Origin of the sequence: Halobacillus sp. K22 (assembly GCF_052246795.1) — a bacterium.
In the GTDB taxonomy this organism is placed as follows: Bacteria; Bacillota; Bacilli; order Bacillales; family Halobacillaceae; genus Halobacillus.
Genome location: NZ_JBQQCN010000043.1, coordinates 1 through 18,178, shown reverse-complemented (window position 1 = coordinate 18,178; position 18,178 = coordinate 1). Strand labels below are relative to the sequence as shown.

Annotated in this window: 18 protein-coding genes; 5 read left to right on the top strand and 13 right to left on the bottom strand. The window is 42.4% G+C overall.

Annotated elements, in window-relative coordinates; genetic code table 11:
* Positions 1-774 precede the first annotated feature (774 nt).
* The 5 genes from ACTWPM_RS20005 to ACTWPM_RS19985 form a co-directional block, all read right to left on the bottom strand.
* Entirely contained in the window at positions 775-1,338 is a 564-nt protein-coding gene (locus tag ACTWPM_RS20005) for a GbsR/MarR family transcriptional regulator (RefSeq protein ID WP_443134739.1), read from the bottom strand.
* Between the two features lie 89 nt (positions 1,339-1,427).
* Positions 1,428-4,328 (bottom strand): AAA family ATPase, encoded by a 2,901-nt coding sequence (locus ACTWPM_RS20000; RefSeq protein ID WP_443134738.1) that lies wholly within the window; start codon positions 4,326-4,328, stop codon positions 1,428-1,430.
* Positions 4,325-5,575: a metallophosphoesterase family protein gene (locus tag ACTWPM_RS19995; RefSeq protein ID WP_443134737.1), complete on the bottom strand. Its 1,251-nt coding sequence runs from the start codon at positions 5,573-5,575 to the stop codon at positions 4,325-4,327. The genes ACTWPM_RS20000 and ACTWPM_RS19995 overlap by 4 nt, the downstream gene beginning before the upstream one ends.
* Positions 5,576-5,737: 162 nt before the next feature.
* Positions 5,738-6,991 (bottom strand): ABC transporter permease, encoded by a 1,254-nt coding sequence (locus tag ACTWPM_RS19990; RefSeq protein WP_443134736.1) that lies wholly within the window; start codon positions 6,989-6,991, stop codon positions 5,738-5,740.
* Positions 6,984-7,883 (bottom strand): ABC transporter ATP-binding protein, encoded by a 900-nt coding sequence (locus ACTWPM_RS19985; RefSeq protein ID WP_443134735.1) that lies wholly within the window; start codon positions 7,881-7,883, stop codon positions 6,984-6,986. The genes ACTWPM_RS19990 and ACTWPM_RS19985 overlap by 8 nt, the downstream gene beginning before the upstream one ends.
* A gap of 149 nt (positions 7,884-8,032) precedes the next feature.
* Here ACTWPM_RS19985 and ACTWPM_RS19980 point away from each other — a divergent pair, with 149 nt between their 5' ends.
* Positions 8,033-8,218 (top strand): YhzD family protein, encoded by a 186-nt coding sequence (locus ACTWPM_RS19980; protein WP_443134734.1) that lies wholly within the window; start codon positions 8,033-8,035, stop codon positions 8,216-8,218.
* Positions 8,219-8,300: 82 nt separating this feature from the next.
* Here ACTWPM_RS19980 and ACTWPM_RS19975 read toward each other — a convergent pair whose 3' ends face one another.
* From ACTWPM_RS19975 to ACTWPM_RS19965, 3 genes are all read right to left on the bottom strand, one after another.
* Complete coding sequence (locus ACTWPM_RS19975) at positions 8,301-9,071, bottom strand: enoyl-CoA hydratase (RefSeq protein WP_443134733.1); 771 nt, start codon at positions 9,069-9,071, stop codon at positions 8,301-8,303.
* A gap of 184 nt (positions 9,072-9,255) precedes the next feature.
* Positions 9,256-9,615, bottom strand: coding sequence for a YlbF family regulator (locus ACTWPM_RS19970; RefSeq protein WP_089754106.1), 360 nt, complete (start codon positions 9,613-9,615; stop codon positions 9,256-9,258).
* Between the two features lie 85 nt (positions 9,616-9,700).
* Positions 9,701-10,837 carry a DUF445 domain-containing protein gene (locus ACTWPM_RS19965; protein ID WP_443134732.1) on the bottom strand — a complete coding sequence of 379 codons (1,137 nt, stop codon included), beginning with the start codon at positions 10,835-10,837 and terminating at the stop codon, positions 9,701-9,703.
* A 773-nt stretch (positions 10,838-11,610) separates the two neighbouring features.
* Between ACTWPM_RS19965 and ACTWPM_RS19960 the strand changes: the two genes are divergently transcribed.
* On the top strand, positions 11,611-11,787 hold the full coding sequence (locus ACTWPM_RS19960; RefSeq protein ID WP_443134731.1) for a hypothetical protein: 177 nt from the start codon (positions 11,611-11,613) through the stop codon (positions 11,785-11,787).
* A gap of 54 nt (positions 11,788-11,841) precedes the next feature.
* On the opposite strand, the gene ACTWPM_RS19955 is transcribed toward ACTWPM_RS19960, so the two are convergent.
* Positions 11,842-12,123, bottom strand: coding sequence for a metal-sensitive transcriptional regulator (locus ACTWPM_RS19955; RefSeq protein ID WP_041601223.1), 282 nt, complete (start codon positions 12,121-12,123; stop codon positions 11,842-11,844).
* Between the two features lie 132 nt (positions 12,124-12,255).
* Between ACTWPM_RS19955 and ACTWPM_RS19950 the strand changes: the two genes are divergently transcribed.
* Both ACTWPM_RS19950 and ACTWPM_RS19945 read left to right on the top strand, forming a co-directional pair.
* Positions 12,256-13,152 (top strand): PucR family transcriptional regulator, encoded by an 897-nt coding sequence (locus ACTWPM_RS19950; protein ID WP_443134730.1) that lies wholly within the window; start codon positions 12,256-12,258, stop codon positions 13,150-13,152.
* A gap of 123 nt (positions 13,153-13,275) precedes the next feature.
* Positions 13,276-14,373 carry an ABC transporter ATP-binding protein gene (locus ACTWPM_RS19945; protein ID WP_443134729.1) on the top strand — a complete coding sequence of 366 codons (1,098 nt, stop codon included), beginning with the start codon at positions 13,276-13,278 and terminating at the stop codon, positions 14,371-14,373.
* Positions 14,374-14,417: 44 nt separating this feature from the next.
* Here the strand turns inward: ACTWPM_RS19945 and ACTWPM_RS19940 are convergent, their stop codons facing one another.
* The 3 genes from ACTWPM_RS19940 to fumC all read right to left on the bottom strand — a co-directional run bounded on the left by ACTWPM_RS19940 (position 14,418) and on the right by fumC (position 16,502).
* Positions 14,418-14,690, bottom strand: coding sequence for a hypothetical protein (locus ACTWPM_RS19940; RefSeq protein ID WP_443134728.1), 273 nt, complete (start codon positions 14,688-14,690; stop codon positions 14,418-14,420).
* 88 nt (positions 14,691-14,778) lie between these two features.
* Positions 14,779-14,988 (bottom strand): small, acid-soluble spore protein, alpha/beta type, encoded by a 210-nt coding sequence (locus ACTWPM_RS19935; RefSeq protein ID WP_443134727.1) that lies wholly within the window; start codon positions 14,986-14,988, stop codon positions 14,779-14,781.
* A gap of 125 nt (positions 14,989-15,113) precedes the next feature.
* On the bottom strand, positions 15,114-16,502 hold the full coding sequence (gene fumC, locus ACTWPM_RS19930) for a class II fumarate hydratase (RefSeq protein WP_443134726.1): 1,389 nt from the start codon (positions 16,500-16,502) through the stop codon (positions 15,114-15,116).
* 354 nt (positions 16,503-16,856) lie between these two features.
* On the opposite strand from fumC, the gene ACTWPM_RS19925 reads away from it, so the two are divergent.
* Positions 16,857-17,768: a zinc dependent phospholipase C family protein gene (locus tag ACTWPM_RS19925; protein ID WP_443134725.1), complete on the top strand. Its 912-nt coding sequence runs from the start codon at positions 16,857-16,859 to the stop codon at positions 17,766-17,768.
* A gap of 79 nt (positions 17,769-17,847) precedes the next feature.
* Here the strand turns inward: ACTWPM_RS19925 and ACTWPM_RS19920 are convergent.
* The coding region (locus ACTWPM_RS19920; protein WP_443134724.1) for an RNA-guided endonuclease TnpB family protein at positions 17,848-18,178 on the bottom strand (331 nt) is incomplete at its 5' end.

The following is an 18,178-nucleotide window of genomic DNA, read 5'->3' as shown; positions in this document are numbered from 1 at the left end:
TAAAGGGCCGGATTGTGTAAGACTCGAATTCGAGATATCTTGGGTCCGTTACGAGATGAGGAGCGGGCTGGTGGGGAAATAACTCGTCTTGTTCCATCACCCAGACACTCGAGACATAAGCCGCTCATCAACGGATGGCAAAACCGCCATCCTTTTGATGGTCGGCTTATGCTGGTCGTGTCTTTCGGGGTGATTCCACATTTGAACACTTTCCTATGGGGGAACGGTGAGCTTCCTCGCTCGTTTCACTCCCTGTGGGATCTCTCCTAGTTCCTTCTCCCATGGGAGTCTCGCCATTTCCCCACCAACCCAGCCACGGGAGGATAAAGGCCCCTTCCAAAAGAGAGTATGCTCTCCTTCGAAATAGATCCTGAATACTTCTGTGACAAGCTTTACCACCTCGTTCTAGCATGAAAATACACGTCTCATCCCATGCTTTTTTCTCACCAAGCAAACAGGGGTTAAGTGGTTTCGAGTTTCTGATTCGGCCAGGTCCGGAGGGGGACGATGGAGACTCCTGTGGGATGAACATGATCGGTAAGATCCCGGAAGGCGAAGCCTGAGGAAGCTTACCACATGCCCACGGAAAGCGAAATCGTCCCCCGCAGGACCTATTTCTCACAAAAGTCTCGAAACTGAGTCTTCCAGTAACGGGAGCTTATCTTTAATAATCCACACGGAGATTTAATGGAGTCTATAACAAAGAAGCTGGACCTTTCCCCTCAGCATCTGATCTTTAGCTAATGGAATGATAGGCCAGCTTCTGCCGGTTCTTTATTTCTTTTTTTCCCTTTGATCAATCTTTGGAACATACTTAAATATTTCCCCGGATTCCACCACATGAATAAATTTAATTAACCAGCGGTAATAATCCTGAGCATATTCCAGTCTGTACATGTCCTGTTCAATTTTCTCCTGAAGTTCCTGATTGTCTGTCTTCTCTTTCAATTCTCTCAATTCTTCAAGAGCTTCATCAGCTTCTTCGATATTCGTTTCGGTATGGTGCTTCCACCGGCTGCTAAATAAAGAGGTAAACGACTTATACCAATCTTCCTCTGATTTATATAAGTCTTTTCGTACCCCTTTTTTAAAAGAGGGTTCCACCATTTTCATGTCCGAAAGCGCACGGACACCGGTGGACATACTGGTCTTGCTCATAGCAAGCGCTTCCCTCATATCATCCAGAGTCATCGGCTCTTCCGCAAAATACAAAACTCCGTATAAGCGGCCAATTGAGGGAGTAATCCCATACAAACTCATGTTTTTCGCAATCACTTGTATAAACTGTTCGATTGTCTCTTCGTATTTATTCCATTCTTCGTTGTGTGTGTTTTGCAATGGAAACCCTCCATTTGCTATTTCCTCTTTATAATCTTAAAACATTTTATCACTAATAGCAGGACTTTGCGACCTTATTCCCTATTTTACTAAAGTTTATGCTCCATTACTTTTTGGAAACTGCCAGCAAGGTCGCTTCTCCATGTAAAAAGAATAATCTGATGATCATTTGACATCTCTTCAATGATTTGCAGCATGACGGGAAGCCGCTTCTGGTCAAAGTGTACGAAAGCATCATCCAGCAGAAAAGGAAGACGGGCAGTTTCGGCCATCGTTTTACCTAAGCTTAACCGTAAGGATACATATAGTTGGTCCCGCGTCCCCCGGGAAAGCTCAAACACCTCATACACCTGACCTTTATGGTCTTCTACCCTTAACGCTTCCCGGTCTTCAAACAGACGAACTGCCGTATATTTTCCGCTAGTGAGACGGAAAAAATACTTTTCCGCCTGCTTTAGAACTTGAGGCAGGTATGTTTGTTTGTACTTTTCTTTTGTTTTGTGAACTACATGCCAGGCCAGTTGGTATTTAGCCCATTCGATGGCAAGTTCCTTAAGTTTCGACCGTTCCGCTTCATAATGGTGAAACAGTTCTGAATATTGACCTGAACTTTCTAAAGTTCTTAATTTGCTTCTCTTATCGGCCACCTGTTGCTGAAGGTCCCTCTGCTCATTCTCTCTCTCTTGCATTTTTTCTTTTGTGCTATTCCATTGAAGTTGTAGTGCGGATTCACTGGGAGGATCATGCCAGACGGCAAATTGCTTCTGCTCTTTTTCCGAAAGAAGCCGTGAAATCTGCTGAATAAGCGAATGACGCCGCTCCCACTGTTCTTTTAAGATTTCTGTCTGCTTTAAACGAAAATAAAATGCTTCTTCTGAGGGGACGTCAGCCTGATTAAAAAGTTCCTGACGCTTTTCATAGTAGGAATGAAGCCTGGCGTTGGTATCTTTCAGCTGCTTCTCCGTCCTGGAAATCTGTTCGGTTATGGAAGCCAGCTCATTTTGCAGCTGTAGTTGCTGGTTCGCCCAGTTTCTCAGTTCCCTCCAGAACTCATGTGCCTCTTTGGAATCCGATTCCCAATTCATGCGCTCATAAAACCTTTTCACATCCTGAATCACATGATGCATCCATTCCTCGTGTTCCCTTATAGATTGTTCCAGTTTTTCATTTTCAGACCATTTCTGCTTTGCCTGCGTAAGCCAATGGTATAATTTATCCCAGTGATCAATAGACAGAGATGTTAAAAATGGATAGAGGGTTTCTTGTTCCTGTATTCCTGTTTCCAGCCTTTTTTTTCGCTGATTCAGGTGTCTTCTTCTTTCTTCCAGTCGTATCTCTTCTAGGTCAGCGTTTCGAGCCTGTTTTTCCAATTGAGCGCGTTCAGCTTTATCTTTTTCATGCTCAGAGAGCTTTTGCTGGATTTCTGATAAGGGTTGAACAGGTGTTACCGCTTGTTCTTTTACTAGTGCTTCTTTCTGTAAAGACCGATGGCTCCAATAAGCGCCAAAAGCAGTTAGTGCACTCATAAGAGTAGCTATGAGACCAATTACTACAAGCGAGGCAAGAAGAGCAATTGTCCATCCGGCAGTGAATAATATGAACGTAAATAAAATCCAAACCAGCCGGTACACTTTCAATAACTGTTCTGACGTCTCGGCATGGGAAGAAGCTCCCGCCTGACCATGCATAGTCAACTGCTCTGAGTAACTCCTTGCTTTTTCTTCATCCATCATCTTTCCGGCCAGAGACTCCTTACGCTGGTAAATGGATTGTTTATCTACTTTTAAATCAGATTCCCACTCATCCAGACGCTCCTCTTCCTGATCGATTTTATTCGCTTCCTCTTTTAAGTTGCTCCATGTTTCTTCAACAAAAAATGGAAAAGAATAATCATTCCACTCGTCATCTTGAATTGGAACTTGCATCTGCTTGCGGTCGTATTCTATTCTCTCCTGAAGCTCAGCTCTCCGCTCTTTCCATTGTTCGACTTGATTAGAAGCCCGTTCAAAGTCTGGCTGTCTTTCAAGAAGTGATTCCACTTCCTGGCAATCCTTTTCTGAAGCGAGCTGTTGCTTGATGGCTTGTTGTTTGGATACCCATTCCTGATATTTCGTCCTGGTTACCTGTTTTTCGCTTTCCAATGGAAGAATGGCTTCTTTGAGCTGCTGATAACGCTCCCTGGCTTCCTCCGGAAATGAATCATCGTCATTGGATTGGTTCATCTCGGCTTTCAGCTGATGGAATTCATGGACGAGAGGCAGCGCTTTGATCATTTGTTCCAAATTATACTGCTCGTTTCTTCTTGCTGAAATCTCTTCGCTCATTTCCCTCACTTGCTCAGTCCATTTTATCAAGTCTGATTTTAGTTCCTGGTAGGAGCCTTCTTCTTTTTCAGCTACGGCTTGTTTCCGATAAAGCTCCTCAACAATTTGAAGCTGCTGATTAATTTCCGGCTTTCTGCCCTTCGGTTTGAAACGATCCTGGCTCATTTTATCCAGCCACTTTTCGGTCTGATAAATCTGCTCCGATCCAGTCATTCCAATGTTTAAAAGTACTTCCCCGATCTCACTGCCTTTTAATTGATTCAAGTTTGTTAAATCTTCGGCACTAAAACTATAAATAGCATCATACACATCCCGGTTCATTCTTCCCAGCTGATCCTTAAGCCACTCTTCCCCTTCTTCCCTGCCGTCCTGCATGCGGCAGACCACTTTGCCATTCTCTTTTTCGTGCAAACGTTCAATCCCCACATCTCCGTACTCATAGGTGGAAACGATCAGTTTACCACCTACCGATCCGCCGCTTTTAGGGCGGTAAAATTCACGTTCTTTTGGAGAGAGCCCAAAGAAGATAAAGAGAATAAACTGATACAGCGTAGATTTTCCAGCTTCGTTCCGGCCAGTTACAAGAGTGAACTGCCCGTTCTCAAGCTTTATAGAATAGTCTTTCCACTTTCCAAATCCGTAAATATGGATTTCTTTAATCTTCATGAATGCTCACCTTCTTTTGTAAACAACTGGTCCAGTGTGAGCGTCTTAGCTGCCTCAATAATTTCCTGTTTTTCTACTGGGGAAAGCGAATCTAAAAACCTGGCAGCTTTCCTGTGGTGAAATAAAGGGGCGAGCCAATTTTCTATGGCTCCATCGTCAAGCTCGTCCATTTCTCTTAAAAGTTCCCCCGTAAAATGCTGGCCTTTCCTGAGATCTTCTTCATCCCAGAGAGGCTCATCCTCAATACGGACTCGGTCAATCCATACCCAAAGGTCTTCTGTTCCTTCATCTTCATTCAAAAGTTCGACCCAATTGTCAAGCAAACCCTCAGCCTGCCACTTCTTAAGCTGTCCTGAAGTAGAAGTGAGTTCGACTTCGAGCATGACGCCGCCATCGCTTCGCTGTACAGCAGTTTTAGCTTCATTCAGGACTCCTTCAAGCTCCTGAGGAGAATCCAGATGCTCACAGGAAAAAGAAATGGCTTCATAAACAAAGCTTTGAAGAGGGAGGAACGTTTTTTTCCACTCTCCATTATCATAATCAATCACGTAACAGCCTTTTTCACCTGACTCCTTCCTGGAGCGCCCCTGAATATTCCCGGGATAGACAATCGGCGGCTCTTCAGATAAGAACTGACGCTTATGAATATGACCAAGAGCCCAATAATCCATCTGCTTCGAATACAGTTCTTCCAGACGGAACGGGGCATACACATCGTGGTCGGTATTTGTATCGAGACTTCCATGAAGCATCGCAATATGTAAAGGTGCTCCCGGCTGACGAATATACTCATTCACCTTACGATCCTTGACCTTCTTCTCCACATAGCTGAAGCCATAGATGTTGGCAGACGTCTCTCCTTTTTTATTATGTGTAAAAGCTTCTACATCCTGAGAGGTGAATATATGTACATTTGCTGGAAACTCAATAGGATAATGAGCTCCTTCTAAAAAATCATGATTTCCATAGCTCATGTACACTTGAATAGCATGTTCAGCGAGCCGTTCAAACCCTTTTCTCAAGTGTACTTGAGCTTTCAAGCTTCTCATTTCCTCATTGAATAAATCACCAACGATTAATACGAAATCCACCTGAAAGCGCACAGCGGCATCAATAAGCCGGTCAAAAGCTTCGAAAGTGCTCATTCTCAAACGTTCCAGCAGTGCTTTTGGTACGTTGCTTTTACTTTTAAATAAACTGTCCAGATGCAAATCTGCTGTATGAATAAATCGCAGCTTTTCTGGCATAGCTCCACTCCTTTCTTCGCTTCGCTTTTTCCTTTATTTTAACAAAGCTGAATTTCGAATGCACGTTCGCCTTTAATAAAAGGTTCTTTTAGATCAGGGTTGATTTTACAGTTACCAAAAATCAAAAATACCGCGTTCCCAGTTTGGAAACGCGGATTAGTTTTATTTTTCCTTTTTAGAGAGCTGTAATGCGGTTTTCAAATCCTTTAAGGAAGAAGACTTTCCATACATGAGCACCCCGCCCCGATAAATGCGGGCGCCCAGGAAAGCAAGCAATATAATGGAACCGATCAATATGCCGATCGAAAGTGCGACTTCCCAGATCGGTACATCCAGCATTCCCACTCGCAGGAACATCGTCAGCGGAGCAAAAAACGGAAAATAGGAACTGATGGTAATAAAGGCAGCATCTGGCTGTGCAAGACCGTACATTGAAATGAGAAATGCAGCAATTACAAGCATCATCATGGGGGCTACGATTTGCTGAGCATCTTCTAGCCGGCTAACTAGCGAACCCAGTGTGGCAGCGAGCGTCGCATATAGTAAATAACCCAGGACAAAAAATACCAGGGCATACACAACAGTCAACGGATCTACATTTGTAAGGCCAAATGATTCAAGCAATGAAGCGCTCCCAGAGTTCTTACTTTGCTGAATACCTAAATAGCCTACCAGGATAAAAATTCCGTACTGCGTCAACCCTACCAAAGCAATGCCGACAATTTTGGCAAACATCTGATTCACAGGAGATACACTCGAGATCAGGATTTCCATAACCCGGCTGGATTTTTCAGTAGCCACTTCGGTTGAAATCATATTCCCGTACATCATCACAGCAAAATACATGAAAAAGAGCATGACATAGACAAGCCCGCGTGTCTGATTGAGTTCTTCAGCTGTTTTGGCACTTTCTTCGAGTGCGTTTAACTCAAAAGCGACAGGAGTTGAGATCTGTTGAAGAACCTCATCATTCACATTTGCTCTTTCTGTTATAATCTGAACCTTCACCTGCTGAAGAGCCTGCTGAATCGGCTGGCTCGTTTCAGTGTTCGCAACTTGATTGGCATAATAATCAGCTTCCGGCAGACCATTTTCCGCTTCCTCAAGCACAGTAATGGAATGAAAGTCTCCTTCTTCTACCTTTTGTTTTGCCTCTTCCAGACTGCCATTATAGGATTCAATGGCGATTTCCTCATTTGTACCCAGCTGCTGTTTAATCGATTCAATCCAATCTTCGTTTTCAGCAATCATAGCCACAGTCTTTTCTTCCCCATCACCGCTGAAGGTTTCGATGATATTCTGTAAATTCGTCAGTCCAAAAATAATGAGCACCGTAATGATGGTGGTGATTAGAAACGATTTTGATTTCACCCGGTTTCTATAGGTGTGCCCCATCATAATGAAGAATTTATTCATAGGAAGCCCCCACCTTCTCAATAAAGATATCATTTAATGTCGGCTCTTCAAGATCAAACGTGCGGACAAAGCCTTTTCCTTGCAGTTCGCGAAAAACCTCCTGTGAAATGTTTTCTGATTCCACTTCCAGTTCACACCCGTCCTGAACAGGCTTATATTTGGTAACGCCAGGAATTTGCTCCAGGTAGGCGGTGTTAAAGTCCGCATGTACCCGAATATTCTTTTTGCCAAAGGAACGCTTAATGTCTTTCAAACGTCCATGGACAACTGGTGTGCCGTGATGAAGTATACACAGATGCTCACAAAGCTCTTCCACATGCTCCATTCGGTGAGAAGAAAAAACAATGGAGGTGCCCGCTTCTTTCAGATCCACGACCGCTTTTTTCAACATCTCCACATTCACTGGATCGAGGCCAGAGAAAGGCTCATCCAATATAAGGAGTTTAGGTTTATGTAAGACTGCGGATATAAATTGGATCTTCTGCTGATTTCCCTTGGATAGCTCTTCTACTTTTTTATGTTTATATTCAGGTACTTTAAATCGGTCCAGCCAATAGTCCACTTCCTTTACTGTCTCCAACTTGTTCATTCCCCTCAGTTTGGCTAAGTAAATAAGTTGTTCTTGCACTTTTAATTTCGGATACAGCCCTCTCTCCTCTGGTAAGTATCCAATTAAATGGCTTTGAGCATATCCAATCGTCCCGTCGTTCCAGGAGATGGATCCACTGGTTTGATCCATCAACCCTAAAATCATACGGAAGGTTGTCGTTTTACCAGCTCCGTTTGCACCTAAAAAACCAAAAATCTGCTTCTCTGGTATCTCCAGCGATAAATGATCGACTGCTGTAAACGTTCCAAACTTCTTGGTTACATTCTCTAATCGTAAAGTCATTTTCTGAACCCCTTTCCTTCTAATCTTACTACGAAAAGACTACAATTTTGTTTCAATTAATTAAAAAGTTTTCAAGAAAGCAGGAATTTCAATCATCAATCGCTAATGTAAAATAATGAACACCTATTCAGTCCAAGGAGGAAACAGCTGTGAAGACATATTTTTTAACCGTATTTAAAAGTGACGGAACCAACGTATTGGATGAAACCTTCCAAGCGGAGAATGATGATGAAGCAAAGAAAATAGGAAGAGAAAGATTAGCTGAGGAAGGGTATAGTGAACAAACCCATCGCTGTGTTGCACCTGAGGGACACCTGGTCCTTTTTCACAGATAACCCTTCCCACTCTCATTGCATATGCCCATTAAGAGGGTAGAGATCTCATAAAAAAAAGCCGCGCAGAAATGCGCGGCTTTTATTATTCTCCCTTAAAATGTGGCTGCCTTTTCTCTTTAAAAGCTTTCACACCCTCTTTGTGATCGTTAGTCTGCTTCATATCCCACTGTGCTTTTCGTTCCTTCGAAAGATAAAGCAATAATTGATCGAGTCCATACTGATGATATATTTCCTTCGTAGCAATCATTGATTTTAATGGACGCTGGTTCCATTTTTTAGCCAGTTCATGAGCTTCTTCCTCAACGGATCCATTTACAACGATATCCACTAATTTGTGGTCATAGGCCTCTTTAGCCCGCATCTGCTCTCCATTCCAGGCAAATTGCTTGGCCTGGTGAGTTCCGAGGCGCTGCTGAAGCCAAAAATGAGCTCCGCCGTCAGGAATTAGACCAATGCCTATGAAATTCATTGAAATCGTAGCATCCGGTTCAGCTATTACGTAATCGGCTGCAAGGGCAATGCTTAATCCGAGTCCTACGGCAGGCCCATGAATCGCGGAAACAACGATTTTCGGCATGGTATAGATGGTAGATACAATGGTTTCAATGTGATTCATTACTTCGTCGTACTGATTTGCATCGCTCACAATGTCCATCATACTAAGATCCCCACCGGCGCAGAAGCCGTCTCCTTTTCCTGAGAGGACCACTACCTGACCTTCATATTCTTTCACCTGTTGAATCGCTTCTGCGAATTCTTTCAACATACCTGCATCTAATGCATTATATTTTTCACCACGGGCTATTTTTAAATGGACGACATTGTCTATTTCTTCAATAATGAAATGTTTCATTCTCAAACCCCTTTATAAAAATTCTCTCTCTATTTTTTAATTCTCCATTTGTAAGAATTTTCCCTGCACAAAACGACATAAAACTGTCGATAGAGACAGAAGTTTTTTTAGAAGTTACCAAACTGGGACCTATCGTTAAAAAATCCAACAAAAAAGCCACCCTTCAAGTGGGTGGCTTTCTTTATTACTGCTGTGGCTCTTCCGGGTTTCCGTAAAGCTCTTCCAGCGGTTTAGTGATGATTTTACTAACATCATTGATAACAGTGTTCAAGCGCTGCTCTTCTTCCATCAGTTTAGAAATCTGAGGGTGCTGCTGAACAAGTTCAACAACTTTACGAGCTTCTTCTACTTCTTCTTCAGAAATCTCTTCACCTTGCATTTGTTTCTGTTGAAGAGTTACTTGTGTTTGACGGAAATCTTCAAACATTTTTTTAGCAGCTTCATCATTCATTACTGCTTCATAAGCTTCTTTCAAGCTTGTGAATTCCTCACTGTTTCTAATTGCTTTTTCAAGATCATACGCGTGATCATAAATATTAGCCATAAATTAAAAGCCTCCTAAATTGTTTCGTTCTTTGACTCCTACCCCACTATAACAAAATGAAGATGTCCTGTATAGGAATCGCTATTTATCCAAGAAATAAAACGATGAAACCTTGCAGTAAACCAATCAGACCGCCAAGCAGCGCCCCTAAATACGTAATCATTTTAAATTCCCGGCGGGAGATTCCAAGCACCATTTCTTCGAGGCGTTCGACCTGAAAGGATTCCACTTCTTCCTGCACAATTTCTGAAAGATGCATGGATTCCATCATACTCTCCACCTTGCCAGATAATAGCACACTTGCCTTCTTAACTAGAAGAGGGACGAATTCCTGAAGAATTTTACGCTGATAAGGTTTTGACCATTCAGCTACCGTTTTTTCCAGCCATTCATCAAGCGGCAGTGCTTTCGCGACGGCTTGTCCTAATGTATGACCAACGGCGTCTCGTCCAATCTTATCCTCGTAAAATCCAACAGGCTGATTCATAGCCCGTTGTAGTTCAGACTGAAGCATGCCTCTCAGCCAGTAAGTCATTTCTCTATCTGAAACGTAACGAATAATCGCAGGATAGATTCGTTCAGTAATGCCATCCGGACCCATAAAGGAAGAAACCATATTTCCAAGAAACCCCTGGTTATCCAGATAATTCTCAATCAGAGCTGTTACTTTATATCTGCCTTCCGGACTTTGGAAATACAATCTTACCTGTTCTTGAATATGATCGGCAACCTGATCGGCTCCCACTTCAATTTTTTCTTTCCATTCGTGGGAGAGGAGATTTTCCAATGTCTCTTCCCGGTAATTATCCATCACAGAATGATAGCGGTTCTCTACCCAACTGGAAATCGACTGCTCAAGATGGACCGTATTCATATCCAAATCAAGCTCCTCCAGCATTTCTTTAAGAGTCGCCGGATGATTAAGTATCTTCTCAATTTCTTCCTGAGCCCATTCCGTCATTTGGGTTTGAAAAGCAGGCCTCTCCAGTTTGCGGCGCAAACCTTCTGCAGTAAGTAAATGCTCAACCACCATACGCCCCAGCTGTCTGGCGAGTTCTTTCTGTCTCTTTGGAATCAGGCCCGGGGTGAAAGGCAGGCGAAAGTTCTTTATATACAACGCACGATAGGGGCGAAATAACATTTTTATAGCAAGGGAATTGGTTAACCCTCCAATTAATGCCCCAATTCCTATCATCATTAACACGAGCAGTACAGGATTCATGGGTATAACCTCTCTTTATTTAATCTCATCCAAGTATAAGACATTTCAAGGATTGTGCCAATTTTTATGTAAAAACTACCCGCTTTTCGTTTCCATTAGCTCTCTTAAACCTCCGTATCGATATTTACGAAAAAGCTCCCTATACTGGAAGACTCAGTTTTGAGATAATCGGGGCCCGTTACGTTAAATGGAGAAGGGTTGGTGGGGAAATAACTCGCTTTCCTATGGGAGTCTCGCCATTTCCCCACCAACCCAACATGATTAAGAAAAAACGGACCCTTCCAGAAGAGAAAATTTCTTCTACTTCATCTGAATTAAATCCTTTTAGGACAGGCTATTGCGGGTAATTCCATCCTGAAAATGGGTAGAAAACCACATGATCTAATTCCACATCCAGCAGATGAGGTTTGAAGCCGTTTCGAGCTCCTGATTTAGCAAGGTCCGAAGGGGGACGATGAAGACTCCTGTGGGATAAACATGACCGGTGAGACCCCGGAAGTCGAAGACTGAGGAGGCTCAGCACATGCCCACGGAAAGCGAATCGTCCCCCGTATGACCTTCACTCTAAACCAATATCTCGAATTCGAGTCTTAAATTAACCGGTCCTATTCTTTAATAAGCCTCATATGAGAATCAACTAATATTTAACAGATCTTAATTCTTGATGTGAATAGTTCCGTTTATAGGAAATATGAAAATTCCTGGTGGGAACATCTTTCGAAACCTTCATGGTTCAATTGATTACGGACAAACTATTAAGGGAGGTGAATAATATGAAGAAGTACGAAAGCAATCGAGTTCCCGAAGGAAAAGACAAGTATGAACTGGATGTCGACCGTATGATCAACGAAGGTATGGCCGGTGGAACTGTGAAACCCGTATATGGGAATGAGCAACTTGGTGAAGCCCATGAAATACCTGAGCAGCCAAAGAGAAATCCCAGACGTTAACGATCGCAAAGATGAAAAAAGCCGGTGATGCTTCGCACATCTCCGGCTTTGTGTTTATCGGCTTTTTACAATCATTTGTACAGCTTCATTGATTAAATCTTCTGCAGATTCGCCTTCTTCATGGGCTTCACGGATGCAGCCTTCCAGATTTTTGGCTACAATATATCCGATCGCACGGTCCATAGCTGAACGGGCAGCTGACAGCTGGGTTATAACATCTTTGCAGTCTTTATCTTCATCCATCATTTTTAATACGCCTCTGACTTGTCCTTCAATCCTTTTCAAACGGTTTTTTGTTTCCTGACCGTATAAATTACTGTCTTTCACTTGTTCCATTGAGGAACGACTCCCTTCTATACCTATAAATAAAGAACTATACCCTAAACCCATTTGCGGGGTGCTGATTTTAAGTTTCCTGTGCAATGTACTACTATAATAGTAAAGAATCTATAAAAAAGGAAGATATTCATGACCATTATTGCAGAGCTTAAAACTATCTACCCTTCATTAATTATATCAGATCCTGAAGAAACCGACCATTCCGACGCATATACTTGGTATTTGACCCCTTCGATGGATACTATCGGTATTCTCAACGAGGAAATTAAAGCACGAGACACCAAACTACTTTCCGTTTTTCTCACTCCAGCACCGGTGGATCTTCCGACAGAAACGGAACGGGAAACGGCCTGGAATGACTTCTTAAAAGGCCATCAGGATCACCTGCCGATTCATTGGCCGATTCAGTACCGATTTGTGTTCTTTTCGATAGCGAATCTCCCTGAAGACAAGGAATCCTTTCAAGAAGCGTTTCAATCCCTTTTTCCAAGAAAAATGCCTGTGATCTGGGAAACAAACGGGGAAGGATTTATTATTGAAGAAATTCATGAAGAGAACCAAGAGCCTTTATCCTTCCAGGGCATTGTCGATGTACTGATGAGCGATTTTTATACCAATATTCAATTCTATATCAGCGAATTCTCACATGATATCCCTTCTTCTCCATCCATCTATAAATGGGCCGACTACTGTCATACGCTAGCTTTAAAATACCGGATCGGTTCAGCCGTCACCTACAAAGAAGTCATGCCTTATTTGTTTATTGAAGCGATCCCTGAGCCCCAGTGGGAACATATCCATCGTTCTATCTTTCAGGAGATTAAGAACGATAAGGATCTGCTGCAAACCATTAAAGTATTTCTTCAGTCCGGTTCCAATGCGACCCTGGCAGCGAAAAACCTTTACATGCACCGCAACAGCCTTCAATACCGTGTAGATAAATTTATCGAAAAAACCGGTATAGATGTAAAGCAGTTCGAAGGCGCCATGATTACGTATCTAGCCTTACTCACTCTGGATCAATAACAAAGTGCACAAAGATTAATGACGAATCTTTGTGCACTTTGTCCATTTACCCATTTTTCAGAATTCGCTACACTATAAACAGTCAAGAAAGCGATTTCAAAAATTACATTGGAGTGAGTCATAATGGCAGAACTAAAACTGAACAATATTGAAAAAGTATATGATAAGAATGTAAAAGCAGTTGAAGACTTTAATTTAGATATTGGCGATAAAGAATTTGTCGTATTCGTAGGACCATCCGGTTGTGGTAAATCTACAACGCTAAGAATGATCGCGGGACTTGAAGAAATTACCGGCGGCGACTTTATGATTGACGATAAACGTATGAACGACGTTGCACCTAAAGACCGGGATATCGCAATGGTTTTCCAGAACTATGCTCTTTATCCTCACATGAACGTCTATGACAATATGGCTTTCGGATTGAAGCTTCGTAAAATGGACAAAAAAGAAATTGAGCAGCGCGTAAATAATGCAGCCAATATTCTTGGGCTGGAAGCTTTACTTGATCGTAAACCGAAAGCGCTGTCAGGTGGTCAGCGTCAGCGTGTTGCACTTGGACGTGCTATCGTTCGTGACGCTAAGGTATTCCTGATGGACGAACCGCTTTCCAACCTGGATGCTAAACTTCGTGTGCAAATGCGTGCGGAAATCCAAAAGCTTCACCAGCGTCTGCAAACCACAACAATCTATGTAACACACGACCAGACAGAAGCGATGACGATGGCCACTCGCCTTGTGGTTATGAAAGATGGTATTATTCAGCAGGTTGGTAGACCTAAAGATGTTTATGACAAACCTGAAAATGTTTTCGTAGGCGGATTTATCGGGTCACCAGCCATGAACTTCCTTCACGGCACATTAGAAGATGGGAAGATTGATCTTGGTACCGTTAAGATTACGGTTCCAGAAGGAAAAATGAAAACTCTTCGTGAACAGAACTATATAGGCAAAGATCTAATCCTTGGTGTTCGTCCAGAAGATATGCACGATGAGCCTGTTTTCATCGATGCTAACCAGGATAAGAAGATTACAGCACATATCGAAGTAGCCGAAATGATGGGGTCTGAATCTTACCTTTATTCCCGTCTGAATGATCAAGAATTTATCGCTCGTGTAGACTCCCGTACGGATATTAACGGCGGCGAAGACATCGAGCTTGCGATTGACATGAACAAAGTTCACTTCTTTGATAAAGATTCTGAATTGCGTATTCGCTAATTGCTATACAGGAGAAAAAAGCGCAGCTTTCACGCTGCGCTTTTTTATGAGCTTTGCACATCCCGGAGTCCGCACTCGTCGCAGATAAACAAATGAATACATTCTTCTGTAATAGAAGAATCCTCATCGCCGTCCACCAGATTTGTCCATTTTTGATCCAGGTAGGGACTATAATCATCCAGAAAATCGGTGATCCTTCCCTGATCCTCCATCATTCCTTTACACTTAGGGCACAGGTGCAAGGTTTGATCCCAGCCATTACAAATACCGCATTCCCGCATATGCTGCACTTCTTTCCACAAAATACTCGTAAACATAAGCTCCTGATTTGGGAAACGCGTTGCTTCTCCCTTTTTCTACAAAATAAAGAGGAAGGGCGCACCCTTCCTCTTTCGTCACAAGTATTTATTTTTGTTGTTGTTGTCCACCGAACTGTTGTTCAGCCATTTGTACAAGACGCTTAGTGATTTCTCCACCTACTGAACCGTTAGCACGGGAAGTAGAATCAGCACCAAGCTGTACTCCGAATTCTTGAGCGATTTCGTATTTCATTTGATCTAGAGCTTGTTGAACACCAGGTACTACTAACTGATTTGAACTGTTGTTGTTAGCCATGTTGTCTCACCTCCTGTGTAAAAGTAGTATGAGCCGGTATTGTATTTTTTATGTCAAAAAAATTACTGGAAATTAATGGAGGTTTTTTGCCAGGCTCACTACATGGCTAAACAACTTACAAATCTCTATGCGTTAGGCTTCGTCATTGCCTTCGGATCCACATATTCATCAAACTGCTCGGCTGTTAAAATACCAGATTCCACTGCTGTTTCTTTTAGCGTTTGATTTTTTTCAAAGGCAGTTTTAGCAATATTGGCTGCATTTTCATATCCGATATGCGGATTAAGTGCCGTAACGAGCATAAGAGAATCGCGCAGATTCTTTTCAATCTGTTCATGATTTGGCTCTAGCCCGCGTACGCAGCGCTCTTCAAATGAAACCATACTGTCCGCAAGAAGCTGGGCTGACTGCAGGAAATTATAAGCAATGACTGGTTTAAATACATTCAGTTCAAAGTTCCCCTGACTCGCTGCAAATCCAATAGTCGCATCATTTCCCATAATCTGTGCAGAAACCATTGTGACGGCTTCACTTTGAGTGGGATTAACTTTTCCTGGCATAATGGAACTACCTGGTTCATTGGCTGGAATTGTAATTTCGCCAATGCCGCAACGAGGCCCACTCGCGAGCCAGCGAACATCATTAGCAATTTTCATGAGATCTGCAGCCAAAGCTTTTAATGCGCCATGCGTATGAACAAGTTCATCATGAGAAGTTAGTGCGTGAAATTTATTTGGAGCTGAAATAAATTTCTTGCCTGTTACGTCATTGATTTTAGCAACGACTTGTTCTGAGAAATCTTCATGTGCATTTAAACCTGTCCCTACAGCTGTACCGCCAATGGCAAGGTCTTTTACGTATTTAGTACTATCTTTAATCATATTTTCCGTCTTCTCTAACATTTGATGCCATCCGCTGATTTCCTGGCCAAGCGTTAACGGAGTCGCATCCTGCAAATGGGTACGTCCAATCTTTACAATCTCATCAAACGCTTCCATTTTTTCTTTTAAGGTATCTTTTAATTGAGTTAATGCGGGAAGAACCACATCCTCAAGCTTCTGAACAGCTCCAATATGCATAGCTGTCGGATAAGTATCGTTAGAGCTTTGTGATTTATTTACATCATCATTCGGATGAAGGCGCGTTTCGCTTTCCTGTTTCTTAAGCCATTCATTTCCTACGTAAGCAATAACTTCGTTTACGTTCATATTGGACTGAGTACCGCTCCCTGTCTGCCAAACGACAAGAGGAAAGTGCTCTTCGAGATCCCCGGAAATAATTTGATCCGCTGCGTATTCAATAGCGTCCGCTTTCTCTTCTTCCAACAACCCTAATTCAAAGTTGGCTCGTGCAGCACTCTTCTTTAAAATTGCAAAACCTTCGATAACTTCTTTCGGCATTTTTTCATCACCGATTGGAAAGTTCTGTTTACTTCGCTGGGTTTGAGCCCCCCAGTATTTTTCACTCGGTACTTGTATCTCGCCAATTGTATCTTTTTCAATGCGGTAATCCATGATAAATCCTCCTTATTATGTTCATCCACTCCTCCATTATTGTATCAAGAATCTTTTGAACATTCATCTCAAGCTAAGATTTATAAAAACAATTTTCGATAAATTATTATCAGATTATTTACAATTTTCTGTTTTTAATGTATAGTAGATTTTAATAAAAGAAAGGAGGCAGAAGCAATCGTACTTAATTACCACTAGGAAGGAGGTTCCCGGTAAAAAGCATTATTGTTTTTGCTCGATCTTTTCAAATGGTCCAGTTAGGTGGGAATCATAAAAGAGTCTGTGGTCTGTGCAGGCTCTTTTTTAATGAATTCTTTTAAAAATCCTTTATAATAGAGGATGGAGGTGAGAATGATGCCAAATATTTGGACTCATATATTGTTTGTCGATCAATTGTGCAACGAGTTGAACCGAAGCGACCTTATCCAGACATCCGGCCAGTCTCTTCATTTAGGAGCACAGGGACCGGATCCGTTTTTTTATCATAATTTCCTGCCTTTTTCTCAAGACGAGCATGTAGATGAAGTGGGAATGAAATTACATACCGAGCAGTGCGGTCCGCTCTTAATAGACATGATTGAGCGAGGTGCCTATCATAAAAATCATCTCCAGGCCTTCATTATTGGATTTGTCAGCCACCATGTTCTTGATCGCCATACTCATCCTTTTATCCATTACCATGCGGGTTATGAGTCAGATAAGCATCAGGAGCTGGAAACCATCATTGACACCATTATGCTTGAGCGGTTCCGTTCTATAAAAACGTGGAAGAATCCAGTTCATAAAGAGATAAAAAGCCGTTCCCTGCATTCTATTGCTCAATTAATGGACTTGCTTCTCGAAAAACATTTTCCAGGATTATCGGAAGCCTACCCTTCTAATTTTATTCATCAGTCCTACCGCCACATCCAGTTAGCTCAGCGTGTGCTCTATGACCCTTGGAAATGGAAAAACAAATACTTTGGTTCCCTTGTATCTTCTTTTTCCCACCAGCCAGTTAACGATGACAAAGATTATCTAAATGAGCAAAAAAACCGCTGGCATCACCCAGCGACTAATGAGCCGCACACCTCTTCTTTCCTGGACCACTATCAAGATGCGTTCGAAGAAGGAAAGCTTTTGTTCCAGTTCATTTTATCTTATTGGGAAAATCCAGAAGGGAGCCGTCTGAGCGAAATTAAAGACATTATTGGTAACCGGTCTTATGACACAGGTGCTCCTCTACCAGAAGGACTGGTCAACCGTTTCAGTAACCCAATCGTTTGAACTACACCCACTTACTCGCTGACGCTCCTTGAAGTTGGGGGATTCCTAAGAGCACGAACCTAACGGTTCGTTCAAATGATTAGGCTAGCCCCGTCGCACCGACGGTTGAAAGGAGTCGTTGAACTTCATTTAGTATATTGAAACTCGCATTTAGATCGCGGTCGTGGCGGGAGCCGCAATTCGGGCAGTTCCACGTTCGAATAGCGAGATTCTTTACCTCACTGTTTTGGTATCCGCACTGGGAACACAGCTGTGAACTCGCAAAAACTTTAGATACGGGTATCAACTGCTTCCCGTACCACTTTGCTTTGTATTCGAGCATAGACGTGAACATCGACCAGCTCACATCACTAATCGATTTGGATAGTTTTCGGTTTTTGAGCATATTGGAAATTTGGAGATTTTCTACA